Source organism: Sphingobium sp. HDIP04 (assembly GCF_000445085.1).
Lineage (GTDB): Bacteria > Pseudomonadota > Alphaproteobacteria > Sphingomonadales > Sphingomonadaceae > Sphingobium > Sphingobium indicum.
Genome location: NZ_ATDO01000063.1, coordinates 61,138 through 85,305, shown reverse-complemented (window position 1 = coordinate 85,305; position 24,168 = coordinate 61,138). Strand labels below are relative to the sequence as shown.

Genomic DNA, 24,168 nt, shown 5'->3' with positions numbered 1-24,168 from the left:
GAGGTGGCGGCGCATGCGGGCTATGCGCCGCATCATTTCCACCGCCTGTTCAAGCGGGAGACGGGGATGACGCCCGCCGCCTATGCCCGGTCGCTGCGCGCCGAGCGGCTGAAAAGCGCGCTGGAGGAGGGCGGCAGCGTCACTGGCGCGATTTATGAGGCGGGCTATAACGCGCCCAGCCGCGCCTATGCCGATGCGGAGCGGCATCTGGGCATGACGCCCAGCGCCTGGAAGGACGGTGGACGGGGCGTGGCGATTCGCCATGCGGTGGTGCCGACCGGCCTGGGTCCGGTGCTGGTGGCTGGCACGGCGCGGGGGCTGTGCCGGATCAGCCTTGACGAGGATGAGGCGGATTTGCGCCGGCGCTTTCCGAAGGCGGAGATATTGCCCGCCGATGAGGGGCTGGCGGCGCTGGCGGCGCAGGTCGCGCGGCTGATCGACGATCCGGCGGAACCGCCCGACTTGCCGATGGACGTCAGCGGAACCGCCTTCCAGCAGGCGGTGTGGGCCGCGTTGCGCGCCATCCCGCCGGGCGAGACCCGGACCTATGGCGAAATCGCGGCGGCGATCGGCAGGCCCGGCGCGGTGCGGGCCGCCGGGACGGCCTGCGGGGACAATAATCTCGCCGTGCTGATCCCCTGCCACCGGGTGTTGCGCAGCGACGGCAGCCTGGGCGGCTATGCCTATGGGACGCAGCGCAAGCGGGCCTTGCTGGAGCGGGAAAGGCGCGGCTGAACCGCCGCTTTTCGCTTTTCTTTCAGGCTGCTGTGGGTCAAGGATGCGGCAAGGGTTGAACGCCTTTGCAGGGGGTGGCGTGAAGATTTGGGGTTTGAAGGGGCTGCTGGCCCTGGCGGGTGCACTGACGCTGCTTCCGGGCACGGCGCAGGCGGCATGGTTGCAGGCGAAGAGCCGCCATTTCACCATCATGAGCGACGGCAGCGAGAGCAAGCTGCGCGAATTTGCCGAAAAGCTGGAGAAGTTCGACGGCCTGCTGCGCCACGTCACCGGCATCACCGATCCGGAGGCGGGCAGCCCCGTCCATGTCTACCTGCTGTCCAACGACGCCAAGGTGAGGGCGCTGACGCGCAATGCCAACATCGGCGGCTTCTACACCACATCGGACCGCTTCGCCTATGCCGTGCTGGCGCGGGGCATGAAGGCCAGCGAATATGATATGGGGGCGGAGGACATATTGTTCCACGAATATACCCATCATTTCATGCTGCACCATTTTCCCGCCGCCTATCCCGCCTGGTATGTGGAGGGCTTCGCCGAATTCTTCTCCATCGTGAAATTCCCCAAGGACGGGTCGATCCAGTTCGGCCTCATACCCATGGCGCGGGCGCCCACTTTGGTGCAGGATTCGCCCTATCCGCTGAAGAATCTGTTCGTCCGCGACACCGACGGGCTGGGGCTGCGGGACGGGGACCGCTATTATGGCACGGCCTGGCTGCTCACCCATTATTACCAGTATAAGGCCGACCGGCGGGCGGAAATCAGCCATTATCTGAAGGATCTGACCGCCGGGGTGCCGGACATGAAGCTGGACGGTTATTTCGCCGGGGGCATCGACGGGCTGGAAAAGGATCTGAAGGCCTATATGCGCCGTCCGCTGGCGGCGTCGAAACTCATCCCCCAGGCGGTGACGGTGGGGGAGATCGCCATCGGGCCGGTCGATGCGGCGCGGGGCGCGCTGGTCGAGGATGAATTGCGGCTGATGCATCGTCCCACAGCGGAGGAACTGCCGGAGATCGTCAGCGCGATCCGCGCCACCGCCGCCAAATTCCCGTCCAGCGCCTATGCCGCCGCGCTGCTGGCGGAGGCGGAGTGGAAGGCCGAGGAAAAGGATGCGTCGCTGGCGGACGCCGACCGGGCCATCGCTCTCGATCCCGGCCTGTCGCGGGCCTATAGCAGCCGGGCGCGCGTGCTGCTGGAACGGGCGCAGGACGACGGGCGGGAGGAGGATTGGAAGGCCGCCCGGACCGCCATTGTCAAGGCGAACCGGGCCGATACCGAAGACCCGGTGCCGCTGACGCTCTTCTACCGCTATCATGCGATGAAGGGCGGGCCGATGCCGGAGATCGGCTATGACGGGCTGGCCAAGGCCTATGTGCTGCTGCCGCAACGGCCGGAATATCGCATGGCCTATGTGCAGGCGCTCGCATTCCGGGGGGAATATGCCGCCGCGTCCCGCCTGCTCGATCCGCTGGCCTATTCGCCGCACCCGTCGGGCATGCGCGACTCGGCGCTGGAGCTCAAGAAGCAGTATGATGCGGAGGCGGCGAAGAAGGGTGCCTCGGCCGCGCCCTGATCACATGAAGCTGTAGGGGTCGACGTCGACCGCGACCCGCGTGCCGGATTTCCAGGTGAGATTGCCCAGCCATTCGCTTATGGCCTGCTGCACGTCGACCTGCCGGGCGGCGTGGATCAGCAGGCGATGGCGATGCCGACCGCGCAGCACCGACAGCGGCGCCGGGGCCGGGCCAAAGACGCGCATCCCCTCGATCAGCGGAGCGGATTTGCCGATCAGCCGGGCGACCTCTGCGGCTTCGTCGGCATCCTCGCTGGACACGATGATCGCGGCGAAGCGGCCGAAGGGCGGGGCGTTGGCGCGGCGGCGATTTTCCGTCTCCACTTCGTAGAAGCGCTCCGAATCGCCCGCGATCAGGGCCTGGATCACCTCCGCGTCCGGCATGCGGGTCTGGATGAAGACGCGGCCCGGCTTCTGCCCTCGCCCGGCGCGGCCCGCCACCTGCACGATCTGCTGGAAGGTGCGTTCCGACGCGCGCAGGTCGCCGCCCTCCAGCCCCAGATCGGCGTCGATCACCCCCACCAGCGTCAGGTTGGGGAAATGATAGCCCTTGGTGACGAGTTGGGTGCCGATGATGATGTCGACCGCGCCCGCCTCCACCGACTTCACGAATTCCGCGACCTTGGCGGGGGACCAGAGCGTGTCGGAGGTGACGATGGCGGTGCGCGCCTGCGGCCAGAGCGCCTTCACCTCGTCCGCGATCCGCTCCACGCCGGGGCCGCAGGCGACCAGGCTGTCCTTCTCCTTGCATTCCGGGCAGAAGCGGGGGGCGGGAACGACATGGCCGCAATGATGGCAGGCGAGGCGGTGGGTCAGCCGATGCTCGACCATCCAGGCGGTGCAATTGGGGCATTGGAAACGGTATCCGCAATGGCGGCACAGCGTCAGCGGCGCATAGCCCCGGCGGTTGAGGAAGAGCAGGCTCTGCTCGCCCTTTCCCATGGTCTCGTCGATGGCGCGGACCAGCGGGGGGGCGATCCACCGCCCCCGATCCGGCGGGTCGGTCAGCAGGTTGATGCCCTCGATCTCCGGCATTGTCGCGCCGCCGAAGCGGGAGGGGAGCTTGATCTCCTTGTAACGGCCCAGTTCCACCTGATGCCGCGTCTCTATGGCGGGCGTGGCGGAAGCGAGGATGACGGGGAATTTCTCGATCAGGCCGCGCATCACCGCCACGTCGCGGGCGTGATAATGGACCCCGTCCTCCTGCTTGAAGCTGGCCTCATGCGCTTCGTCGACCACGATCAGGCCCAGATTGGGATAGGGCAGGAACAGGGCGGAGCGCGCCCCGACCACCACCGACGCCTCGCCCGCCGCGATGGCCCGCCAGGCGCGCCGCCGCTCGCTCTGGCGCAGGCCGCTGTGCCAGTTGACGGGGACCGTGCCGAAGCGCTTTTCGAAACGCTCCAGAAACGGCTCGGTCAGCGCGATTTCAGGGAGCAGCACCAGCACCTGCCGCCCCTCCCGGACGGCGGCGGCTATCGCCTCGAAATAGACCTCCGTCTTGCCCGATCCGGTCACGCCGTCGAGCAGGAAGGGGGCGAAGGTCCGTTCCCTGACCGCGGCGATGAACTGGTCGGCGGCCGCACGCTGCTTGTCGGACAGCAGCGGCGGGGCATGGTCGGGATTCGGCATGGGGAAGGGCGTGTCGACGCTCACCTCCACCGCCTCGAACGCGCCCGCCTTGACGAGGCCGCGGATCACCGCGTCGCTGACCCCGCCGATCAGCGCCAGTTCGCGGATCAGCCCCTGCCGTTCCCCGATGCGCTCCATGGCCTGCGCGCGCTGTTCGGTCATGCGGTCGGGAAGGTCGCCCGTGGCGCGATATTCGATGACGGTGCGCGCGCCCTCCAGCGCCGCCATGGAAGCCAGCGTCATGCGCAGCACGGCGGCGATGGGGGCGAGATAATAGTCCGCCGTCCATTCGATCAGGCGGCGCAGCGTTTCGGGCACCGGCGGCGCGTCGACCGGCCCCACGATGTTGCGCAGGCGGTTGTCGCCCACGGTCTCGATTTCGGGAAAGCTGTCCTCGTCCCACACCACGCCGACGATCTGGCGCGGGCCCAGCGGCGCGACGACGATGCTGCCGGGCTGCACGCTCATCCCATGCGGCACGCGATAGTCCAGCGGCCCCAGGGCGGCGTTCAGCAGGATGACACGGGCGCGCGAACTCATGGCCCCTTCCCTAATGGCAGGGGCGGGCGAGGCAAGGCAGAAGCGTCAGATCTTCCAGCTCAATGTCAGCCAGGGGATGTGCGCCACCGCATCGGGGCGGCCGTCGCGGAATGTCTGCTGCCGCATGTAGAGCAGTTGCGCGTCCAGCGCCTTGCCGATCGGATGGCGCAGGCCGATCTGGTTGCGCAGGACGGCAAGGCCCAGCCTGTCGCCGGGGCGGGCGCGGTTCAGGTGGAACATGAATTCTGCCGCCGCGATCAGCGTCCACCGCTTCGCCGCGTCGAGCGGCACCGAAGCCTGCGCCCGCTGTCGCAGCCGCCAGCTTGCCCCGTCGGCCGTATCGAAGAAGCGCTGCTCGATCCGGGTACGGCTCATCCAGACGCCTTTCGTCAGCGTCACCTGCTGGAACAGCCGCATCTCCTGTTCCGGCCCGGACCGGAAATAGGCTAGCCCGCCGCCGACCTGCATCGCCTTTGCAATGCGATGGTCGATCAGGACGCGCACCGTCTGCTGCTCGCCATTGGAGGAGGCCTTGCGGAAACGCTGGCTGAGGTCGAGCGACACGATGTCCGCATCGCTTGCCTGCACGACCAGCGATTCGGTCATCCAGAACTGCTTTTCCGGGTTGGCGGCAAGGGCGGGCGGGGCGGCCAGCAGGCCGAGGGGGATCAGCGCGTCCGATATGTGGCGGGGACGCTGGCGGCGGAGCATGGATCGGTCCTTTGGAAAGGTGCCGCCGTCATAATGTCGCGCCGTGCGGCAGGTAAAGGGGCTGCGTCCGGCAATAATGGCTAATCCGTCAGGGAGCGGCTAAAGGGAAGGCGATTCGACCTTTCCTCCGCCGGAGCAGACCCCATGAAGTTCTTTGTCGACACCGCCGACACCAACGAAATCCGCGACCTTGCCGCCACCGGCCTGCTCGACGGCGTGACCACCAACCCCTCGCTGATCCACAAGTCGGGACGCAAGTTCCTGGAAGTGGTGGAGGAAATCTGCGGCATCGTGGATGGCCCGGTCTCGGCGGAGGTCGTCGCGCTCGACCATGAGACGATGATGAAGGAAGCCGCCGTCCTGCGGAAGATCGCCGACAATGTCTGCATCAAGGTGCCGCTGACCATCGACGGCCTGAAGACCTGCAAGGCGCTGACGGGCGAGGGCGTGATGGTGAACGTCACCCTCTGCTTCTCCGCCAACCAGGCGCTGCTGGCGGCGAAGGCGGGCGCGACCTTCATCTCGCCCTTCGTCGGGCGGCATGACGACAATGGCTTCGACGGCATGAAGCTGATCGAGGACATCCGCCTGATCTACGACAATTATGCCTTCGCCACCGAAATCCTGGTCGCCAGCGTCCGCCACCCGATCCATGTGCTGGAAAGCGCGAAGATCGGCGCCGACGTGATGACCGCACCGCCCTCCGTCATCAAGGCGCTGTTCAACCATGTGCTGACCGAAAAGGGCATTGCCGGCTTCCTGGCGGATTGGGAAAAGACCGGGCAGTCGGTTCTGTAATTCCGGCATTTGAACTGCGCTCCTGCCTGCGCAGGAGCGCAGTGGCGTATCTTTTCCGTCGCAACTCCTGGCCGGGCGGTTCATTCTCTTCCCAAAGGAGAGAGCCGATGTTCGTTGCGGTCTATTGGTGGCGCGTCCACCCCGGCAAGGAGGATCAGTTCCGCAAGGCCTGGCGCCGGGGAACCGACCTGATCCGCGAGAAATATGGCAGCTACGGTTCGCGCCTGCACCGGGATGCCGACGGCCGCTTCGTGGGCTATGCCGAATGGCCGGACGAGGCGACCTGGCGCGCGGCGTTCGACCGGAAGATGGTCTATGACGACCCCGAAACCCGCGCCGCCTTCGTCGACGCCATCGCAGAAGTGCCGGCCGACGCCGATCCCATCTTCACCATGACGGTGACGGACGACCTGCTGCTGCGCTCGGCAGGAGGCCGGAGGAATGAGGATTTTCCATGATTACCCTTTGCGAACGGGCTGAGGGCGTCGATGCTGCCTCGGACGGGGACATTCCGTGATTTCGGGAATTGGCCAGTTGCGGTCATTAGTTTCCCGTCACCCCGGGCTTGACCCGGGGTCCCGCTTTCTTGTCTGAGTGCCGCGCCTCGTCCAAGACAGCGGGACCCCGGATCAAGTCCGGGGTGACGAATAGGGGGAGGGGTGACGAATGGGGGAATGACGGCAAACACCCAGGTCACTCAGCATCAACGCCGTCTAATGTTCGTCCAGTTTCGCCAGAAGGTCGAGCATGTCGTCGGGAACTGTCCCGCCGCCTGCGCGGAAGGTCGAACGCAACGCATTGCCGATGCCCTCATAGGGCTGCGGCACGCCGATGTTCAGGACGCGGCGGATCGCGCCGTCCTGAACCCGGGCCGACCGGCTAAAGGGTTTTCGTTGCATTTCCATGGTGGAATAACTGCCCAGCCGCGCAAAAGTTTCTGGCGTTCGTCACGATGGCACGCAATATCGGCTCCATTATGGGAGATTCATGGTGACGGACCGTCTGGCGGTCGCGGCGAGGATCAGGGCGCATTCGCCCTTCCTGGCCCGGCAATGGGATCGCTTTCCGGATGTCGCCGATCTGGTCGGGAGCGGGGACTTCGAGGGCGCCTGGGCCGCCGCGCAGCGGGCGGCGGCGCCCGATGACGGCATCGCCCGGTCGCTGAGGCGCAGGCGCGGCGCGGTGGCGCTGGTGACGGCCGCCGCCGATCTGGCGGGCGCCTGGGGGCTGGACCGGGTCACGCGCACCCTGTCGGACTTTGCCGACCAGGCCCTGGAGGAGGCGCTGGCCGCCGCCATGGCGGAGCGCTATCCAGACGCGGAGAAGCGCGGTTTCGTCGTGCTGGCGCTGGGCAAGCATGGCAGCCGGGAACTGAACTATTCATCGGACATCGACCCGATCCTGCTCTACGATCCCAGGACGCTGCCCCATGGCGAGCGGGAAGATCCGGCGGACGCGGCCGTGCGCATCGGCCGGCGGGTCAGCGAACTGCTGAATGCCCGCGACGGCGACGGCTATGTGTTCCGCGTCGACCTTCGCCTGCGCCCCTCTCCGGAGGCGACGCCGATCGCCCTGCCGGTGGAAGCGGCGATCGGCTATTATGAATCGACCGCGCTCGGCTGGGAGCAGGCGGCGTTCATCCGGGCGCGGCCGGCGGCGGGCGACCTGGCGCTCGGCGATTATTTCATGCAGGCGATCCGCCCCTTCGTCTGGCGGCGCAGCCTGGATTTCGGAGCCATCGACGCGATCACCGACATTTCGCGCCGCATCCGCGACCATTATTCGCAGGGGCAGGCCTTCGGGCCGGGATATGACCTCAAGCGCGGACGCGGCGGCATAAGGGAGGTCGAATTCTTCGCGCAGGTGCACCAGCTTATCCATGGCGGGCGCGATCCCTCGCTGCGGTCGGGCAATACGCGTGAGGCCTTGCGCGCCCTGGCGGCGGCGGGCGTGTTCGAAGCGGAGGTCGCCGCGAAGCTGGACGAAGCCTATGTCCTCTTCCGCACCGTCGAGCATCGATTGCAGATGGTGGAGGATCGCCAGACCCATGAACTGCCCAAGTCGGCCGAGGCGATGGACAATGTCGCGCGCCTGCACGGGCTGGAGCATGGCGGAGCGCTGCTCGACCTGCTGCGCCCGCATGTGCGGTGGGTGGGCGGCAATTACGACCGGCTGACCCCGGCGGCTCCCGGCGAATCGTTGTCGCTGGACGAGGATCGATTGAAGGCGCAGCTTGCCGAACTGGGCTTTGCCGATCCGGAAACGCCGCTGGCGCGGATAGCGCGCTGGCGTTCGGGCGCGGTCCGGGCGCTGCGCAGCGGCGCGTCGCGGGAGGCGCTGGAGCAATTGCTGCCGGGGCTGATGCGCACGCTGGCGGCGGCGCCCGATCCGGCGCGGGCGCTCAACCGGCTGGACGACCTGATCGGGCGGCTGCCGAGCGCGATCAACTTCTTCAAGCTGCTGGCGGCGCGCCCCGGCCTTGTGGAACTGCTGGCCGAACTGCTGAGCCATGCGCCGACGCTGGCCGACGCGCTGGGGCGGCGAGCGGAACTGCTCGACGGGCTGATCGACACCTCCGCATTCGACCCGCCGCCGCCTGTCGGGATATTGGCCGCCCAGTTCGCACGGCTGGAGGAGGGGGAGGATTATCAGGCGCTGCTGGACCGGGTGCGCCAGCGGGTGAACGACCGCCGCTTCGCCCTGGGCGCGCAGATCATCCGGGGCGGCGATCCGCTGGAGGCGGGCCGGGGCTATAGCCGCGTCGCCGAAGCCGCGATCGAGGCGCTCACGGCCGCCACCGTCGCGGAGTTCGAGCGCGCCCATGGAAAGGTGCCGGGCGGCGAGATGGTGATCCTGGCGCTGGGCAGGCTGGGCGGCGGGGTGCTGACCCATGCGTCCGACCTCGACCTCGTCTATCTCTTCACCGGCAGCTTCGAAACCGAATCCGATGGGGCGAAGCCGCTGGGCGCGACGCAATATTTCAACCGGCTCGGCCAGCGCATCACCAATGCCCTGTCGGTGCAAACGGCGGCGGGGCCGCTGTACGAGGTCGACACCCGCCTTCGCCCCTCCGGCGCGCAAGGCCTGCTGGCGGTCAGCCTCGACAGCTTCGCCCGCTACCAGCGGGAGGAGGCCTGGACCTGGGAGCATCTGGCGCTCACCCGCGCCCGCCCGGTCTTCGGATCCGACGCGGCGCGGGCGGCGCTGGGGGCGATCCTGACCGAGACGCTGGAGCGACCGCGCGATTTCAACGAGCTGGCGCGCCATGCGGTGAAGATGCGCGGCGACATCGCCCGGCACAAGCCGCCCGCAAGCGATCTGGACGTGAAGCTGGTGCCGGGCGGGCTGGTCGACCTGGAATTCCTGATCCACGTCACCCAGTTCCGTCATAATATGGCGTTCGACCCGGATTTGCGCGCCGCGCTGGAGCAACTGGCGGCGGCCGGCCACCTGCCGGGCGAATTGATCCCGGCCCACGATCTCATCACCCGCTTTCTCGTCGTTTCCCGCCTGGTTTCGCCGAAATCGACCGAGCCTCCGCACGCCACGCGGCCTCTGGTGGCGCGGGCTTGCGGCGTCGAAAGCTGGGATGCGCTGCTTGAAAGCTACGGCGAGGCCCGGCAAAGGGTGGGTGACGCATGGGCGGCGCTGGCCGCGCCCTTCAAGGAGGAATGACGATGCTGGACGTGGGCGATGCCGTGCCGGAAGTGACGCTGAAGGATGCGGACGGCGCGGATTTCACCCTGGCGCGCTACAGGGGCAAGCCGCTGGTCGTCTATTTCTATCCCAAGGCGGACACGCCCGGCTGCACCAGCGAAGCCAGGGATTTCACGGCGCTGGCGGCCGAATTCGCGGCGTTGGGCATGCCGGTCGTCGGCATATCGAAGGACAAGCCGGCCAGGCTCAAGAAATTCGCGGAGAAATATGGCCTCGCCGTCACGCTCGCCTCCGACGAGACGGGCGCGATGTGCGAAGCCTTCGGCACCTGGGTCGAAAAGTCGCTCTATGGCCGCAAATATATGGGGATCGAGCGGGCGACCTTCCTGGTCGGCGCCGATGGGAAGATCCTGCGCGCCTGGCCCAAGGTGAAGGTCAAGGGGCACGCCGCCGAAGTGCTGGAGGCCGGACAGGGCCTTTGACGCTGCCCGTTTCCATCGACAGCGTCGGCGCGGCATGCGCCCATGTGCTGCTGACCCCCGATCCGCTGGCCAAGCTGATGGCGGCGCGGGCGGCGGCGCGGAACTGGCGGCTGGGGCGGCTGGCGCATCGTTTCGACGCCGTCATGCCGGAACGGCCCGCGCGCCCCGAACTGCCCGAACTGCTGCCGCCCAACCGCATGCCCAAGCGCGGCAGGATCGGTTCGGAACGGGCGCGGATCGCGATGCTGCACGCGCTGGCCCATATCGAATTCGTGGCCATCGACCTCGCCTTCGACCTGATCGGGCGGTTCGGGGCGGAATTCCCGCCGGAATTCACCGGCGAATGGATGCGGGTGGGCGCTGACGAGGCGATGCATTTCGCGCTGCTCGACCGGCGGCTGCGGCAGTTCGGCAGCCATTACGGCGCCCTGCCGGCGCATGACGGGCTGTGGCAGGCGGCGAGCGAGACGGCGCATGATGCGCTCGCCCGCCTGGCCATCGTGCCGATGGTGCTGGAGGCGCGGGCGCTGGACATCACGCCCGCCACCATCGTCCGCTTCCGGGACGCGGGGGACGAAGCGTCGGCGCGCATGTTGCAGCGGATCATGACCGATGAAATCCGCCACGTCTCCGCCGGGACGACATGGTTCGGCCATGCGACGAAGCGAATGGGGCTGAACCCCGCAAATCATTACCAAATCCTTGTGAAACGCCACTTTCGGGGGGCGTTGAAGCCGCCGTTCAACGACTCGGCGCGCCGACAAGCCGGTTTAACGCGGGAATTTTACACTCCGCTTGCACAATGAGCCGCGACATGTCCTCTTGCGGACAGCGGGTGGCGGCATCAGCCGCATTTTGTAAACGTGGGGATAGGCCGAGGGGCGCAAAGCCTCCGGTCGAGAGTCGGGGTCGGCATGTTGGTTCTACAGTTTGAAAATGCGCGCGTTGCGCGATGGTTCCGTTCTGCACTTAAAATTGCCGGAGCGATGGGCATGGCAGGCGCGCTCTGCGCCGCCGTCCCGGCCCAGGCCAAGGCGGACGAGGACGATCCCTATGGCGATGCGTCGGAAATCAACACCGGCGCGCTCGGCCCGGCCGATGTCGGCTTTTCCAACCTCTTCTCCAGCCTCCAGCGGCTCGACGGCCAGGCGAAGTCGGCCAATTACATCCCCTCCGGCCGTCCGGTCGAGAAACTTTCCCTGACCTCCAATTTCGGCGTTCGTTCCGACCCCTTCAACGGCGGCGCCCGGATGCACAAGGGCATCGATATCCCCGGTCCCACGGGCACCAGGATCTACGCGACCGCCGACGGCATCGTCAGCCGCGCCGGATGGGCCAGCGGCTATGGCAACCTGGTCCAGATTTCGCATGGCGGCGGCATGGAAACGCGCTACGGCCATATGTCGAAGCTGCTGGTCTCCCCCAACAGCTATGTCCATCGCGGCCAGTTGATCGGCCTCATGGGCTCGACCGGCCGCTCGACGGGCAGCCATCTGCATTATGAAGTGCGCGTCGATGGCCAGGCGATCAACCCGATCCCCTTCGTCGCCGGACCCGACTATCTGGTGGCGATGAACACCAAGCCGCCGATCGCCATCGGCGGCCCGACCAAGGCCCAGGAAAAGGCGGCGGACTGAGCCGGCCGATGTCTCTTTCCCAAGGCCCGGCAGGCGAGAGCTTGTCGGGCCTTTTGCTTGATCCTATTTAAGCGCGATGACCGACATCGATCTCACATCCTCCGCCGCTGCCCGCGTGGCCGCCATAGCCGCCAAGCAGGGCAAGCCCGCCATCCTGCGCCTGGCTGTCGAAGGCGGCGGCTGTTCGGGCTTCCAATATCGCTTCGGCCTGGCCGAAGCGGTGGAGGCGGACGACATCATGGTCGAGCGCGACGGCGTGACGCTGGTGGTGGACGATGTCAGCATCGATCTGGTGCGCGGATCGGCGGTCGATTTCGTCTCCGATCTGGGCGGCAAGGCGTTCAAGGTCACGAACCCCAACGCCACCGCCGGTTGCGGATGCGGCACCAGCTTTTCGATTTAAAATCTGTCCCGCCCTTGTCGGAGGGGGTCTCTCCTCTTTAGGGATGCGCGCAGGGAGATTTCGGCCATGCGCATCGCCACCTTCAACATCAACGGGATCAAGGCGCGCCTGCCGCGCCTGCTGGAGTGGCTGGACGAGACGCGCCCCGACATCGCCTGCCTGCAGGAGATCAAGACATCCGACGACACATTCCCGGTCAGGGATATTGAGGATGTCGGCTATGGCGCGATCTGGCACGGGCAAAAGGGGTTCAACGGGGTTGCGATACTGGCGCGGGGAGAGACGCCGGTGGAGGTCCGCCGGGGCCTGGAGGGGGAGCCGGAGGACGAGCATAGCCGCTATCTGGAAGCCGATGTGAAGGGGCTGCGCGTCGCCAGCATCTACCTGCCCAACGGCAATCCGCAGCCGGGGCCGAAATTCGACTACAAGCTGCGCTGGATGAAGCGCCTGCGCGACCGCGCCGCGCAAATCTGGGCGGAGGAAGTGCCGGCGATCCTGGCAGGCGATTACAACGTCATTCCGCGCGACAGGGACGTCTATTCGGTCAAGGCGATGGCCGAAGACGCGCTGATGCAGCCCGAAAGCCGCGCCGCCTATCGCCGCCTGTTGGGTGACGGATGGACCGACGCCATCGCTTCCCGGCATCCGGCGGGCGGGGTATGGACCTATTGGGACTATCAGATGAACGCCTGGCCGCGCGACGCGGGGTTCCGGATCGATCACCTGCTGCTCAGTCCCGCCGCCGCCGACCGGCTGATCGACGCGCAGGTCGACAAGGATTTCCGAGGGCGGGAAAAGGCGAGCGACCATGCCCCGACCTGGGTGGAATTGTCGTAACCTGCTTTGACGACATTTTTCTCCCCTCCCGTAGACGGGAGGGGCCGGCGGCGTCCTTCCCTAACCGAGAAGGCGGAAGCTCCCCCGGATCAAGTCCGGGGTCGCGCCCACCCCCTAACCCCCTCCCGCCTGCGGGAGGGGGAATGGCGGCGAACCACCCTTCACCCCTTCGCCGCCTCCGCCACCTTGATGCCCGGCAAGGCCGCGGGATCGGCCATGTCCTGTCCGATCCACGCGCCCCCCTGGCGGAAATAAGCGACATGATGCCCGCGCTGGAAACTGGCGCCGTCCCAGACCACCACCTGCAATTCGATCTCGTCATGGCGGTGGACGTGCAGCCAGTTGAAGCTCTGCGGCTCGGCATTGCGGAGGCGGGTGGAGGTCGCCGTTCCCGCCTGGATCACCAGCGCGCCGCCGGCATGGGCCACCATCCTGTCCGCCGCCTCCGCATAGGTGCGGTGGAAATGGCCGGCCAGCGCGATGTGGATGCCTGCCTCGGCCGCCGCGCGCACGGCGTCCTCATGCCGTCCGACGGCCTCGCTCAATTCCCCGCCCTTGCCGATCGGCATGGCGAAAAGGGGGTGATGGGTGACGAGGATGCGCGTCTTTTCCGGCGCGACCGACGCGAAGCTGGCGCGAAGCATGTCCATCTGGTCATGGTTGATCCGCCCATCCTTGATCGTCAGCGACCGCGCCGTGTTGAGGCCCAGTATCGCGACCGCGTCATCCTCGAAAAAGGGGCAGAGGTCATTGCTGATATAGCGCTTGTACCGCCGCAGCGGCGCCCCGAAGCGGCGCGCAAGATCATAGAGCGGAACGTCGTGATTGCCCGGAACGACCAGCAATTCCATGCCCGCCGCACGCAGCCGGTTGAGCCAGGCGGCGGCTTGCCGGAACTGTTCGGGCCTTGCGCGCTGGGTGAAGTCGCCGCTGATGACCACCAGGTCCGGGCGATGCCGTTGCAGCCAGGCTTCGGTGGCGGCGACGATGCGGGGATCATGGGCGCCGAAATGGACGTCCGACAGATGAGCGATGCGGGCCATCACCCATGAACGGGCAAGCCGCTTTATGGTTTCGGACCTTGCGGCGCAGTTGCGTGTTGTTGAGGCATGGGAACGACATCGCCGCCCGCCAAGGATCTGCCCCGTGAGGCGGTGCTGATCGTCAATGTGCATTCCCGCCGGGGGGAGGCCCTGTTCAAGGACGCCAGGGCCAGGCTGGAGGAAGCGGGGCTGCGCCTGATCGCCGCGCATGCGGTGAGGGAGCCGGAACGATTGCAGGAAACGGTGCGCGATGCCGTCGCGGACGGCGCGCCGATGGTGATCGTCGGCGGCGGCGACGGATCGCTTTCCGGGACGGTCGACGAACTGGTGGGCAAGGATTGCGTCTTCGGCGTGTTGCCGCTGGGCACGGCGAACAGTTTTGCGCGCACCCTGGGCATACCGCTTGACCTGGAGGGGGCGGTGGCGGCCATATCCAGCGGCCGGCGGCGGCGCATCGACCTGGGCATGATCGACCGGGACTATTTCGTGAATGCGGCCTCGCTGGGCCTGTCGCCCCGGATCGGGGAGACGGTGCCGCACAAGCTGAAGCGCTATCTGGGACGGATCGGCTATCTGCTCTGGGCGGTCAAATGCTCCATAGGGTTTCGCGCTTTCCGGCTGATGCTGGACGATGGGGTCAGGCAGCGCCGGATGTGGGCGACGGAGGTGCGCATCCTCAATGGCCCCTATCATGGCGGGGTGGAACTGTCCGACCAGGCCGCTGTGGACACGGGGGAAATCGTGGTCCAGGCGGTGGTGGGCCGCAGCCATGTGCGGCTCGCCTGGGACTGGTACGCCAAATTCTTCAAGCTGCGCGACCGGGACGCGCAGACGGAGGAGTTTCGCGGCAAGGCTTTCCGGATCGAAACGGTGCCGCCGCAGCGCATCTCCATCGACGGCGAGGTGCTGGCGAAGACGCCCGCGACAATCAGGATCGCGCCGGGAGCGGTGGATGTGGCCGTGCCCTGAGCGAGACGATTTAATTGCCCGGAAATGGCCGATAGCGGACGTTGAAATCCTCCCTCCGCGAAGCGTAGGGAGGGGGACCAGCCGTAGGCTGGTGGAGGGGAAATTCGAAGGTCGCGCCATTTCCCCTCCACCATGCTTCGCATGGTCCCCCTCCCCATCTCCCGATGGGGAGGAATAGGAGAGGTCCGCTAACCACGCAAATCGACCAGCCGGTAAATTCCGAATTCGACCGCCGACTAGGGTGTGTGGGGATTCAGTTCAGGGCGCGGCGAAAATAGTGGATTTCGAGAACCTCGAAACGAGGCGCGTGACTCGTTTCGACGCAGCGTACTTCAGTACGTGAGCACCGGAAGCGCAGAAAGCCGCTATTTGCAGCCCGCCATGGACTGAATCCCTACACGCCCTAAAGCGCCTTCTCATAAACCTGATAGACCTTGTTCACCTTGCTCTCGATGGCGTCGGCGATGGCGTTCATGCCCTGATTGTCGTCCAGCACCCAGCCGATCTCGCCCCTGGTCGCGCCATAATTGGCGATGGCGGCGCGGCGGATATATTCGATCATCATGAAGGCGAGCTGGCTCGCCAGGCGCGACGATTGCAGCCGCTGCACCACGCCCATCAGCGGCACCCGCATGGTCCGCACCTGGGGCTTGCGCAGCCACCAGAGCAGCTTCGCCCAGCCGAAGGGGAAGAGCGAGCCGTTGAGCGGCGCTATCGCCTCATTGAGGTCGGGCAGCGTCATCATGAACGCCACCGGCTCCCCTTCCAGTTCCGCGATCATGATCAGGTCGTTGAACACGATGGGCTTCAACTGCTTGCCGAAATGCGCGACTTCCTCGTCGGTGATCGGCACGAAACCCCAATTATTGCCCCAGGCGTCGTTCAATATGGCCAGGATGATCGCCGCCTCGCTGTCGAATTTCGACTTGTCGACCTTGCGGATGCGGATGCGTTCATTCTTCTCGCCCGACTGGACGATGCGCTGGATCAGCGGCGGGAAGGGCTGGGTGATGTCCAGTTCATAGGTTTTGAGCTGCTTGACCGGGCTATAGCCCGCGCCTTCGACCATGGCCTGATATTCTGGCCTGGCATGGCCCATCATCACCGTCGGCCTGTGGTCGAAGCCCTGTATCAGCAGCCCCGGCTCCTCCCATATGGACAGCGAGATCGGACCCAGGGCGCGGGTCATGCCCTTGGCGCGCAGCCATCCCTCCGCCGTCGCAATCAATGCCGCGCCGGTTTCGGCGTCCTCCGCCTCGAACAGGCCGAAATTGCCCGTGCCCGGTCCCATGCCCTGTTCGGCGGGCTGGGCCAGCGCCAGATGATCGAGGTGGGCCGACACGCGCCCGACCACCCTGCCGCCCCGGCGCGTCAGGAAATATTGCGCCTCCGCATGACCGAAAAAGGGGTTCTTGCCCGGCGTGATCAGGCTGTAGACCTCATCCTTCAGCGGCGGCACCCAATGGGGATCGTCGGCATAAAGCCGCCAGGGCAGGTCCACGAAAGCCTTGCGGTCAGCCTTGGACATGACGGGGGTGATCACCAGTTCGTTATTGGCCACGGCGGAGGGAGCTTTCGCAAGAGCAGGGGAGTTGGATCAGGACGGATCGTCGCTTGTTTCGGGAATGTCAATCGGGACATGAACGGATCGGATCGGGATGACGAAATCGTCATGTTGCTGCCCCAATTGCAGCGCATTTACCCTTTAGGAACCACGGTATGACTGTGCACGATCCCCTTATTGCAGCCGCGTCGCGGACGCGAAGCGCGATCCCCGACGATGCGGCGATGCTGCGCGCGGCGGCCGACCTGACCCGCGAACTGTCGACGGCGCGGCCCGCCATCTATTGGCCCGACATGCTGGCTTCGGCCATTGTCGGCTATGCGGCGCTGGCCGGGGCGATCCTGACCGACAATAGCGCGCTCATGCTGGCGTTCGGACTGGCGGCGATGCTGGCGCTCTACCGCGCCGCGAGCTTCATCCATGAACTGACCCATATCCGCAAGGGCGCGCTGCCCGGCTTCCGCTTCGGCTGGAACCTGATCGTCGGCATTCCGCTGATGATCCCCAGCTTCATGTATGAGGAAGTGCATACGCAGCATCATGCCCGCACCCGCTACGGCACGGCGAGCGATCCGGAATATCTGCCGCTGGCGCTGATGAAGCCCTGGTCGCTGCCCTTGTTCATCCTGGTGGCGTCGCTGGCCCCCGTCGGCCTGATCCTGCGCTTCGGCCTGCTGACGCCGCTCGGCCTGGTCGTCCCGCCGCTGCGGCGAAGGATCGTGGCGGAATTTTCCGCGCTTTCCATCAACCCCGCCTATCGCCGCCGCGCGCCGGAGGGGGATTTCGCCCGCCAATGGGCCTGGCAGGAAGCGGGCGCCAGCCTGTTCGCGCTGGCGCTGGTCGGCAGCATCTTCGCCTTCGGCTGGAAGCCGCTGCTCACCTATATGGCGGTGCATTCTGGCATGACCGTCATCAACCAGCTTCGCACGCTGGTCGCGCATCTCTGGGAAAATGAGGGCGATGCGATGACCGTCACCGCGCAATATCTGGATTCGGTGAATGTGCCGCCGCCATCGCCCTTCGCGGCGATCTGGGCGCCGGTGGGCCTGCGCTATCACGCGTTGCACCACCTGCTGCCGAGTGTGCCCTATCATGCGCTGGGCGAGGCGCATAAGCGGCTGGTCGCAACGCTGGTGAGCGATTCGCCCTATCATCGGGGCAATTACCCCGGCATGTGGCCGCTGGTCGGGAAGATAGCGCGTTCGACGATGGGGAAGCGCTAACTCCAAATGTGCTCCTGCGAAGGCAGGAACCCAGTTCCGCCGTTTCGGAAACAACGCCTGGGCTCTCATGAGCGCCTCCGCAGGAGCGCGGAGGAGTCGAGCTACTATTCTTCCGTCCGGAACAGCACCGTTTCGCCCACCAGCAGGAACAGCAGGAACGGCGCCCAGGCCGCCAGAAAGGGCGGATAGGCCCCCAGATTGCCCATGGCGAGCGAGAAATTGTCCGCCACGAAATAGGCGAAGCCCAACGCCATCCCCAACACGGCGCGCACGAACAACTGCCCCGACCGCGCCAGGCCGAAGGCGGCCACGGAACCCAAAATCGGCATCAGCAGGGCCGACAAAGGCCCCGACAGCTTGTGCCAGAGGCTGCCCTCCAGTTCGGCCGTGGGGCGGCCGGCGTCGTGCAGGTCGCTGATCGCCGCCTGCAACTGGCTGAAGGTGAGCGCGTCCGGATCGACCTTCGCCAGGGTGAACTGATCGGGCCTTATGTCGCGGCCGAAGCGGACGGTGCCGATCTGCCGTTCCGTCCCCCGCGCCACGTCGAACTGCCGCGCATCCTCCAACACCCAGCTTCTGGTCGAAGCGTCATAATGGCCCCTGGGCGCCTGGACGATGGTGGTCAGCGTGTTGTTGATCCGGTTGAATATCTCCACCTTGCGGAGCTGGACCGCCGTCCCCCGCCCGGCGACAATGGCGGCCGTCACCAGATTGTTGCCGTCGCGCACCCATGGGCTGGCCTTGACGCCGGTTTCGGGGGGCAGGGGGCCGTAATCCACCGCCTGCCAGGTGGAAAGCCGGGCGGTCGACCGCGCCACGATCCGCTCGTTGAAGGCATAGCTGATCAGCGCCACGCCGAGCGCGGCGGCCAGCAGGGGCGCCAATATCTGATGCGCCGACAGCCCCGCCGCCTTCATCGATATGATCTCGCTGTTCTGGTTGAGGCTGGCCAGCATGATCAGCGTGCCGAGCAGCACGGAAAAGGGCAGGAACCGCGCCACGATCTGCGGCGCGCGCAGGGCCACATAATGCCACAGTTGCGCGTCGCCATTGCCGGCATAGGCCAGGATGTCGCCCGATTCGCCCAGCAGGTCCAGCGTCTGGAGCACCGCGACCAGCATCGCCAGAACCGCGAAGGTCCGGGTCAGGAACAGCCGCGCCATGTACCAGCCAAGCTGGCGCGAGGGGAAGAAGTTGAACTGATGCATGGGTCAGGCGGCTCCTTCCGCCAGGGTTTCCGCCCTCGGCCGCCGCCGGCGGACAAGGCCGATCAGCCGCAGGAACTGCTTGGCGATCTTGGCGAAGGCATATTCCAGCGCGGCGATCGGCTGGCCGCCGGGCCGGTGCGCGATCACATGGTACATCCACAGGATCAGCCCCGCGAACAGCAGGAACGGTCCCCATAGCGCGATGATCGGGTCGATCCTGCCCAGCGATCCCACGCCCTGCCCATATTCGTTGACCTTGTGATAGGTCACGATGAACACGATGGAAAGGAACACGCCGAGCGCGGAAGTCGACCGTTTCGGTGGAATCGCGAAGGCGAGCGCGGCCAGCGGCAGCAGCAGCATCATCGCCACCTCCACCATGCGGAAATGGAAATTGGCGCGGATTTCATTGCGCAGCTTTTCGGGCGTGGCCGGATCATGGCCGATCGTCACCAGTTCGGGGATGGTCTTTTCCCGATCCACGTCGCGGCCGCGAAACCGCTCTATCTGCGGCAGGTCGATGGGCAGGTCGTGGCTGGAAAAGGACAGGATTCGCGGCGATTTATACTTGGGCGCATCGTTTACCAGCACGCCGTCGCGCAGGCGGAAGATGATGGTGTCGGGGTCGTCCGTCGCCAGAAACTCGCCCTGCGCCGCCGTCACCGCCACGGTCTGCCCGTCCTTGCCCACGGCGCGCACGAAGATGCCCTGGAGGTTGCGCCCCTCGTCCAGGCTGCGCTCTATCCGCAGGGTCATGCGCTTGCCCAGATTGGTGAACTCGCCCACCTTGATCGACGCCCCCAGCGCGCCCGACCGCAGCTCGAACCGCAACGCCTCATAGGCATGGCGGGACAGCGGCTGGACGAAGCCGACAATGCCGAAGTTCAGCAGCGCCAGCGCGATCGCAAACATATAGGGGACGCGCAGCAGCCGGCCGTAGGACAGGCCGACCGCCCGCATCACGTCCAGTTCCGACGACAGCGCCAGCTTCCGGAAGGCGAGCAAAATCCCCAGCATCAGGCCGATGGGAATGCCCAGCGACAGATATTCGGGCATCATGTTCGCCAGCATCCGCCACACGACGCTGACCGGCCCGCCCTCCGCCGCGACGAAGTCGAACAGGCTCAGCATCTTGTCGAGCACCAGCAGCATGGCCGAGATCACCAGCGTCCCCAGCATGGGCAGGGCGATCAGGCGGGCGAGATATCTGTCGGTGGCGGTCAGCATTTCTCTATGTGGTCGTCCCATCACCATGATTTGGCCGCAAACCCCGCCCATATGCGAGTCAGGCAAGTTGCGGGGCGAACAGGGGCTCGCCGTCCGGTGTCACCGGGCGGCTATAGCTTCACGGAGTTGGATGGTCATGTTCAAAGTTGCAATGGGTCTGATGTCGGCAGGGGCGTTGTTCGCCGTCGCGCCGGCCCTGGCCCATGGTATGGAGATCGGCAACGACCTGGAACGCTGCTCTGCGGACGCCAAGGGCCCGGCGGTTCTGGTCGACGTGCGCGGCTTTGCCGCCTCGACCGGCAAGGTGCGCGTGCAATCCTATCCCGCCACCAAGGCCGCATGGCTGGCCAAGGGCGAATGGCTGGGCCGCATCGACGTGCCGGTGAAGGCCAGCAATGGCGCCATGCGCTTCTGCATGCCGGTGCCGCAGCCCGGCCGCTACGGCATCGCCGTGCGCCACGACCGCGACGGCAACGGCAAGACGGATATTTCGCGCGACGGCGGCGGCTTTTCCAACAATCCGTCGATCAACATCTTCAACCTGGGCAAGCCGGGGGTCGAAAAGGCCGCCTTCTATGCGGGGCCGGGCGTGACGAAGATCACCATCAACCTCAAATATATGTGATCCCCCGCCATGGTCCGCGTCGCCCTTCTGTCCAATCCCAAGTCCACGGGCAACCGGCAGACGCTTCCGCGCGTGCGCAGCTATTGCGCCAGCAATCCCGACATCTTCCATTATGAGGTGGAGCATGTCGAACAGATCGGCCGGGCGCTGCAGACCATCGCCCGCGTCGATCCCGTCGTCATCGTCATCAACGGCGGCGACGGCACGGTGCAGGCGGCGCTGACGGAACTGTACCAGGGCGAGCATTTCAAGGGCCGCGTGCCGCCGATCGCGGTGCTGCCCAACGGCAAGACCAACCTGATCGCGCTGGACCTGGGCATCCATGGCGATCCGATCAAGGCGCTGGAGAGGATCGTCCAGATCGCCAAGGCGGGCGTCGACGACCATGTCGTGGCGCGGGAGCTGATCGCCCTGTCGGACGGTCAGGCGGAAAGCCGGCCGGTGCTGGGCATGTTCCTGGGGGGGGCGGGCCTAGCCGACTACATGCTCTATTGCCGCAACCAGATCTATCCGCTGGGCCTGTCCAACGGCCTCAGCCATTTCCTGACGGTGATCGCGGTGCTGGTGTCGCTGATCTTCGGCATCCGCGCCCGATTCCTGCCGCAATCCAGCCGGCCGGTGCGCATATCCCTGATCCGCGACGGGCAGTTGGCGGGGCGCTTCGCGGTGCTGATCGTGACCACCCTGGAACGATTGCTGCTGGGCGTGCAGCCGGGGGACAGCCGGCGCGGCAACATGAAGCTGATGGCGGTGGACCAGAGCCTGTCCGCCCTGCTGCGCCTGTTCTGGGCCAGCATCACCAGGCGCGTCGGCAAGTCGCAGATGCAGGGCATCCATCTGGAACAGGGCGACGTCATCCGCATAGAGGGCGACCATAGCAGCGTCATATTGGACGGCGAACTGTTCGAGGCGTCGGAAGGCAGGCCCATCGTGCTGCGTTCGACGCAACCCGTGCCTTTCCTGAGGTTGGCGGCGTAGGGGGCGATCGGCCGTCATTCCCATCTTCCCCGCCGCGCGCTGCGCCTGCGGAGGATTTCATGTGGGAATCCGCAGACAAGCCTCCAAGTTTTCCTTTTCTCGGCGAAAGCAGCGGTTGCCAAACGACCGGCATCGCCCTATTGAGCGCACAGCATCAAGAGTTGGGGCGACGCCCAACGCCAACCTGCCGATCCGGGCAAGGTGGCACTCCGTCAAGGAGGATGTGGCCGATCCGGCAACCAAGCGGACCCAAGCCACATCGTGAAGCGTCGCTCCGCAACGAGGAATGACGTGACGTGCCGATCAAGATAGCCGACGACCTGCCCGCCCGCCGCACATTGGAGGCCGAGGGCGTGGTCGTCATGCGTGAAGCCGATGCCGTCCGGCAGGACATCCGTCCGCTCCGGATCGCGCTGCTGAACCTCATGCCCGACAAGATCAGCACGGAGACGCAGCTTGCCCGGCTGCTCGGCGCGTCGCCCCTGCAGGTCGAACTGACGCTGGTGCGGATCAGCGACCATGTGTCGCGCAACACCTCCGCCGATCATATGGCGTCCTTCTACCGGCCGTGGAGCGACGTGCGGGACGAGCGGTTCGACGGCTTCATCATCACCGGGGCGCCGGTGGAGCAGCTTCCGTTCGAAGCGGTAAGCTATTGGGACGAACTGCGCGCCATATTCGACTGGACGCAGACCCATGTGCATCGCTCGCTCAGCATCTGCTGGGCGGCGCAGGCGGCGCTGCACCATTTCCACGGCGTCGGGAAACATCCGCTGGACCGCAAGGCCATCGGCCTGTTCCGCCATCATGTCCATGTGCCTTCATCGCCGTGGATGCGGGGTTTTTCGGACGATTTCATCGTCCCCGTGTCGCGCTGGTCGGAAGTGCGGCGGGAGGATATTCCGGCAGGGCGGGGATTGCAGATATTGGCCGAGAGCGAGGAATCGGGCCTGTGCCTGATCGGCGATCCGGGGCGCGGTTTCCTGCATATGTTCAACCATCTGGAATATGACACGCTGACGCTGGCCGAGGAATATGCGCGCGATGGGGCAAGGCAGTTGCCCGCGCATTATTTCCCCGGCGACGATCCGGCGCGGACGCCGCAAAACCACTGGCGCAGCCACGCGCATCTGCTGTTCGGCAACTGGATCGACGAAATGTACCAGACCGCGCCTTTCGATCTCGACGCGGTGGGGCAGGCGGCGGCGCTGTCGGCGGCTTGACGCCCCTTTGAGCGGATGGAGCCTGGAGCGGGCGGACCGATGCCGCCCCAAGCTGCTCCAGCCGCTAACGAAGGACGCCCTTGGCGATCAGGCCGCGGGCATAGCGCCATTGGAAGAGGGCGACGATCAGGATCGCCGCCGGGAAGATCGCGGCGGTGGCGCCCTTCACCGCCAGCAGGTGGGTTCCGATGAAGCTGTAGCCGAACTGCGCGATCACGGCGATGACCGAGAGCAGGAAAAGGGGCGCGGCGGCAGCCTTGCGAAGCAGCAGCAGGATCGCGCCCAGCGTGCCGCCGCCGACCGCGAGGGCATAAGCCGTCCAGGCCCAGCCGGGCATGGCCGCGAAGATGCGGGCGGTATAGGGATCGGTCTTCGCCAATTGGTCGAGGTCGGCGGTATATTGCATGATGAAGGCGCCGACCCCCATCAGGTTCCAGAGCAGCAGCAGGATTCCGACGATGCGGAAGGATCGTGGCGCGGTCATGGCTGTTTCCCCCTTTGGGCGGGCGATTTGCGTGGACACCCGCCCGATCGATCATAAGGGATGGCGGGCTTTGGCGAAAGAAGGGACAGGGCATTGGCGCAGGAGGCTTCGGCCGCACCGATCATCGTGACGGCCCTCATGGGCGCGGCCGATTTCGGCTGGGCCGAAGGGCTGCGCCGGGCGCATTTCCCGCCCGGGCGCAACCGGGTTCCGGCGCATGTCACGCTGTTCCATCATCTGCCGCCCTCCGCCCTCGATGAAGTGGCGCGGCGGTTGAAGGCGCTGTGCGCGGGGCCGCCGCCCGCCGCCCGGCTGGCGGAGGTGATGCTGTTGGGGCGGGGCGTCGCCTATCGGGTGGAAAGCCCGGAACTGACGGCGTTGCGCGATGAACTGGCGGAGGCCTTTGCCGGGCTGCTGGTGCCGCAGGACCAGGGACGGCCGCGCTTTCACATCACGGTGCAGAACAAGGTCGAACCGGCGGAGGCGAAGGCGCTGGCGGACGAATTGCGGCGCGCCTTTCGCCCCAGGCCGCTCGCCATCGCGGGGCTTGCGGCCTGGCATTATCGCGGCGGCCCGTGGGAATTGGCGGTGAAGGCCAGCTTTCGCGGCTGACCTT

The 24,168-nt window shown here is 66.2% G+C and carries 24 protein-coding genes and 1 riboswitch; of the genes, 16 read left to right on the top strand and 8 right to left on the bottom strand.

Features of this window, described 5'->3' with window-relative positions; genetic code table 11:
- Together L286_RS31015 and L286_RS31010 are read left to right on the top strand one after the other, a co-directional pair.
- Positions 1-735 (top strand): methylated-DNA--[protein]-cysteine S-methyltransferase (locus L286_RS31015; RefSeq protein WP_021223209.1); only part of this gene is annotated, 735 nt, incomplete at its 5' end.
- Positions 736-778: 43 nt separating this feature from the next.
- Positions 779-2,311: a hypothetical protein gene (locus L286_RS31010; RefSeq protein WP_051146804.1), complete on the top strand. Its 1,533-nt coding sequence runs from the start codon at positions 779-781 to the stop codon at positions 2,309-2,311.
- Here L286_RS31010 and L286_RS31005 read toward each other — a convergent pair whose 3' ends face one another.
- Together L286_RS31005 and L286_RS31000 are read right to left on the bottom strand one after the other, a co-directional pair.
- Positions 2,312-4,483 carry a primosomal protein N' gene (locus L286_RS31005; protein ID WP_020819475.1) on the bottom strand — a complete coding sequence of 724 codons (2,172 nt, stop codon included), beginning with the start codon at positions 4,481-4,483 and terminating at the stop codon, positions 2,312-2,314.
- A gap of 45 nt (positions 4,484-4,528) precedes the next feature.
- Positions 4,529-5,194: a DUF2490 domain-containing protein gene (locus L286_RS31000; RefSeq protein ID WP_021223208.1), complete on the bottom strand. Its 666-nt coding sequence runs from the start codon at positions 5,192-5,194 to the stop codon at positions 4,529-4,531.
- A 144-nt stretch (positions 5,195-5,338) separates the two neighbouring features.
- Between L286_RS31000 and fsa the strand changes: the two genes are divergently transcribed.
- Together fsa and L286_RS30990 are read left to right on the top strand one after the other, a co-directional pair.
- Positions 5,339-5,992, top strand: coding sequence for a fructose-6-phosphate aldolase (gene fsa / locus L286_RS30995; protein ID WP_013040855.1), 654 nt, complete (start codon positions 5,339-5,341; stop codon positions 5,990-5,992).
- A 107-nt stretch (positions 5,993-6,099) separates the two neighbouring features.
- Positions 6,100-6,450 (top strand): antibiotic biosynthesis monooxygenase family protein, encoded by a 351-nt coding sequence (locus L286_RS30990; RefSeq protein WP_007683666.1) that lies wholly within the window; start codon positions 6,100-6,102, stop codon positions 6,448-6,450.
- 255 nt (positions 6,451-6,705) lie between these two features.
- Here L286_RS30990 and L286_RS30985 read toward each other — a convergent pair whose 3' ends face one another.
- A complete protein-coding gene (locus L286_RS30985; protein WP_007683668.1) occupies positions 6,706-6,897 on the bottom strand; it encodes a hypothetical protein in 192 nt (63 codons plus the stop codon).
- An 82-nt stretch (positions 6,898-6,979) separates the two neighbouring features.
- Between L286_RS30985 and L286_RS30980 the strand changes: the two genes are divergently transcribed.
- The 6 genes from L286_RS30980 (at position 6,980) to xth (ending at position 13,008) form a co-directional block, all read left to right on the top strand.
- Positions 6,980-9,667 (top strand): bifunctional [glutamine synthetase] adenylyltransferase/[glutamine synthetase]-adenylyl-L-tyrosine phosphorylase, encoded by a 2,688-nt coding sequence (locus L286_RS30980; RefSeq protein WP_020818100.1) that lies wholly within the window; start codon positions 6,980-6,982, stop codon positions 9,665-9,667.
- 2 nt (positions 9,668-9,669) lie between these two features.
- Positions 9,670-10,131: a thioredoxin-dependent thiol peroxidase gene (gene bcp, locus L286_RS30975; protein ID WP_007683672.1), complete on the top strand. Its 462-nt coding sequence runs from the start codon at positions 9,670-9,672 to the stop codon at positions 10,129-10,131.
- Complete coding sequence (locus L286_RS30970) at positions 10,128-10,937, top strand: ferritin-like domain-containing protein (protein ID WP_020818102.1); 810 nt, start codon at positions 10,128-10,130, stop codon at positions 10,935-10,937. The genes bcp and L286_RS30970 overlap by 4 nt, the downstream gene beginning before the upstream one ends.
- A 108-nt stretch (positions 10,938-11,045) precedes the next feature.
- The gene (locus L286_RS30965; protein ID WP_025160563.1) at positions 11,046-11,768 is read left to right on the top strand and encodes a M23 family metallopeptidase; all 723 of its coding nucleotides are present in this window, start codon (positions 11,046-11,048) and stop codon (positions 11,766-11,768) included.
- Positions 11,769-11,844: 76 nt separating this feature from the next.
- Positions 11,845-12,171, top strand: a complete 327-nt coding sequence (gene erpA, locus L286_RS30960) for an iron-sulfur cluster insertion protein ErpA (RefSeq protein ID WP_007683676.1) — start codon at positions 11,845-11,847, stop codon at positions 12,169-12,171.
- Between the two features lie 66 nt (positions 12,172-12,237).
- Positions 12,238-13,008: an exodeoxyribonuclease III gene (xth, locus tag L286_RS30955; RefSeq protein WP_007683678.1), complete on the top strand. Its 771-nt coding sequence runs from the start codon at positions 12,238-12,240 to the stop codon at positions 13,006-13,008.
- Between the two features lie 161 nt (positions 13,009-13,169).
- Here xth and L286_RS30950 read toward each other — a convergent pair whose 3' ends face one another.
- Positions 13,170-14,051: a metallophosphoesterase family protein gene (locus L286_RS30950; RefSeq protein ID WP_020818103.1), complete on the bottom strand. Its 882-nt coding sequence runs from the start codon at positions 14,049-14,051 to the stop codon at positions 13,170-13,172.
- 66 nt (positions 14,052-14,117) lie between these two features.
- On the opposite strand from L286_RS30950, the gene L286_RS30945 reads away from it, so the two are divergent.
- Complete coding sequence (locus L286_RS30945) at positions 14,118-15,020, top strand: diacylglycerol/lipid kinase family protein (RefSeq protein ID WP_020818104.1); 903 nt, start codon at positions 14,118-14,120, stop codon at positions 15,018-15,020.
- Between the two features lie 403 nt (positions 15,021-15,423).
- On the opposite strand, the gene L286_RS30940 is transcribed toward L286_RS30945, so the two are convergent.
- Positions 15,424-16,581, bottom strand: coding sequence for a hypothetical protein (locus L286_RS30940; RefSeq protein WP_020818105.1), 1,158 nt, complete (start codon positions 16,579-16,581; stop codon positions 15,424-15,426).
- 158 nt (positions 16,582-16,739) lie between these two features.
- Between L286_RS30940 and L286_RS30935 the strand changes: the two genes are divergently transcribed.
- Positions 16,740-17,807: a fatty acid desaturase family protein gene (locus L286_RS30935; RefSeq protein ID WP_020818106.1), complete on the top strand. Its 1,068-nt coding sequence runs from the start codon at positions 16,740-16,742 to the stop codon at positions 17,805-17,807.
- Between the two features lie 104 nt (positions 17,808-17,911).
- Here the strand turns inward: L286_RS30935 and lptG are convergent, their stop codons facing one another.
- Both lptG and lptF read right to left on the bottom strand, forming a co-directional pair.
- On the bottom strand, positions 17,912-19,015 hold the full coding sequence (lptG, locus tag L286_RS30930) for an LPS export ABC transporter permease LptG (RefSeq protein ID WP_020818107.1): 1,104 nt from the start codon (positions 19,013-19,015) through the stop codon (positions 17,912-17,914).
- Between the two features lie 3 nt (positions 19,016-19,018).
- Entirely contained in the window at positions 19,019-20,242 is a 1,224-nt protein-coding gene (gene lptF / locus L286_RS30925) for an LPS export ABC transporter permease LptF (RefSeq protein WP_007683693.1), read from the bottom strand.
- Positions 20,243-20,372: 130 nt separating this feature from the next.
- Between lptF and L286_RS30920 the strand changes: the two genes are divergently transcribed.
- The 3 genes from L286_RS30920 to L286_RS30910 all read left to right on the top strand — a co-directional run bounded on the left by L286_RS30920 (position 20,373) and on the right by L286_RS30910 (position 23,068).
- Positions 20,373-20,867 carry a DUF2141 domain-containing protein gene (locus tag L286_RS30920; RefSeq protein WP_007683695.1) on the top strand — a complete coding sequence of 165 codons (495 nt, stop codon included), beginning with the start codon at positions 20,373-20,375 and terminating at the stop codon, positions 20,865-20,867.
- Positions 20,868-20,876: 9 nt separating this feature from the next.
- A complete protein-coding gene (locus L286_RS30915) occupies positions 20,877-21,845 on the top strand; it encodes a diacylglycerol/lipid kinase family protein (RefSeq protein WP_007683697.1) in 969 nt (322 codons plus the stop codon).
- A 146-nt stretch (positions 21,846-21,991) separates the two neighbouring features.
- A riboswitch (SAM-I-IV-variant riboswitch) is annotated at positions 21,992-22,098 on the top strand.
- Positions 22,099-22,141: 43 nt separating this feature from the next.
- The gene (locus tag L286_RS30910) at positions 22,142-23,068 is read left to right on the top strand and encodes a homoserine O-succinyltransferase (protein WP_020818109.1); all 927 of its coding nucleotides are present in this window, start codon (positions 22,142-22,144) and stop codon (positions 23,066-23,068) included.
- A 64-nt stretch (positions 23,069-23,132) separates the two neighbouring features.
- On the opposite strand, the gene L286_RS30905 is transcribed toward L286_RS30910, so the two are convergent.
- Complete coding sequence (locus L286_RS30905; protein ID WP_020818110.1) at positions 23,133-23,552, bottom strand: hypothetical protein; 420 nt, start codon at positions 23,550-23,552, stop codon at positions 23,133-23,135.
- Positions 23,553-23,690: 138 nt separating this feature from the next.
- On the opposite strand from L286_RS30905, the gene L286_RS30900 reads away from it, so the two are divergent.
- Positions 23,691-24,164, top strand: coding sequence for a 2'-5' RNA ligase family protein (locus tag L286_RS30900; RefSeq protein ID WP_031286122.1), 474 nt, complete (start codon positions 23,691-23,693; stop codon positions 24,162-24,164).
- The last annotated feature ends 4 nt before the right edge of the window (positions 24,165-24,168 follow it).

Excerpts from the sequence above, each read along its gene's own strand:
- L286_RS31010 (WP_051146804.1), top strand. The coding sequence starts at position 779 with ATGCGGCAAGGGTTGAACGCCTTTGCAGGGGGTGGCGTGAAGATTTGG.
- L286_RS31005 (WP_020819475.1), bottom strand. The coding sequence starts at position 4,483 with ATGAGTTCGCGCGCCCGTGTCATCCTGCTGAACGCCGCCCTGGGGCCG.
- L286_RS31000 (WP_021223208.1), bottom strand. The coding sequence starts at position 5,194 with ATGCTCCGCCGCCAGCGTCCCCGCCACATATCGGACGCGCTGATCCCC.
- fsa (WP_013040855.1), top strand. The coding sequence starts at position 5,339 with ATGAAGTTCTTTGTCGACACCGCCGACACCAACGAAATCCGCGACCTT.
- L286_RS30990 (WP_007683666.1), top strand. The coding sequence starts at position 6,100 with ATGTTCGTTGCGGTCTATTGGTGGCGCGTCCACCCCGGCAAGGAGGAT.
- L286_RS30985 (WP_007683668.1), bottom strand. The coding sequence starts at position 6,897 with ATGGAAATGCAACGAAAACCCTTTAGCCGGTCGGCCCGGGTTCAGGAC.
- L286_RS30980 (WP_020818100.1), top strand. The coding sequence starts at position 6,980 with ATGGTGACGGACCGTCTGGCGGTCGCGGCGAGGATCAGGGCGCATTCG.
- bcp (WP_007683672.1), top strand. The coding sequence starts at position 9,670 with ATGCTGGACGTGGGCGATGCCGTGCCGGAAGTGACGCTGAAGGATGCG.
- L286_RS30965 (WP_025160563.1), top strand. The coding sequence starts at position 11,046 with ATGTTGGTTCTACAGTTTGAAAATGCGCGCGTTGCGCGATGGTTCCGT.
- erpA (WP_007683676.1), top strand. The coding sequence starts at position 11,845 with ATGACCGACATCGATCTCACATCCTCCGCCGCTGCCCGCGTGGCCGCC.
- xth (WP_007683678.1), top strand. The coding sequence starts at position 12,238 with ATGCGCATCGCCACCTTCAACATCAACGGGATCAAGGCGCGCCTGCCG.
- L286_RS30950 (WP_020818103.1), bottom strand. The coding sequence starts at position 14,051 with ATGGCCCGCATCGCTCATCTGTCGGACGTCCATTTCGGCGCCCATGAT.
- L286_RS30945 (WP_020818104.1), top strand. The coding sequence starts at position 14,118 with ATGGGAACGACATCGCCGCCCGCCAAGGATCTGCCCCGTGAGGCGGTG.
- L286_RS30935 (WP_020818106.1), top strand. The coding sequence starts at position 16,740 with ATGACTGTGCACGATCCCCTTATTGCAGCCGCGTCGCGGACGCGAAGC.
- lptG (WP_020818107.1), bottom strand. The coding sequence starts at position 19,015 with ATGCATCAGTTCAACTTCTTCCCCTCGCGCCAGCTTGGCTGGTACATG.
- lptF (WP_007683693.1), bottom strand. The coding sequence starts at position 20,242 with ATGCTGACCGCCACCGACAGATATCTCGCCCGCCTGATCGCCCTGCCC.
- L286_RS30920 (WP_007683695.1), top strand. The coding sequence starts at position 20,373 with ATGGTCATGTTCAAAGTTGCAATGGGTCTGATGTCGGCAGGGGCGTTG.
- L286_RS30915 (WP_007683697.1), top strand. The coding sequence starts at position 20,877 with ATGGTCCGCGTCGCCCTTCTGTCCAATCCCAAGTCCACGGGCAACCGG.
- L286_RS30905 (WP_020818110.1), bottom strand. The coding sequence starts at position 23,552 with ATGACCGCGCCACGATCCTTCCGCATCGTCGGAATCCTGCTGCTGCTC.
- L286_RS30900 (WP_031286122.1), top strand. The coding sequence starts at position 23,691 with ATGGGCGCGGCCGATTTCGGCTGGGCCGAAGGGCTGCGCCGGGCGCAT.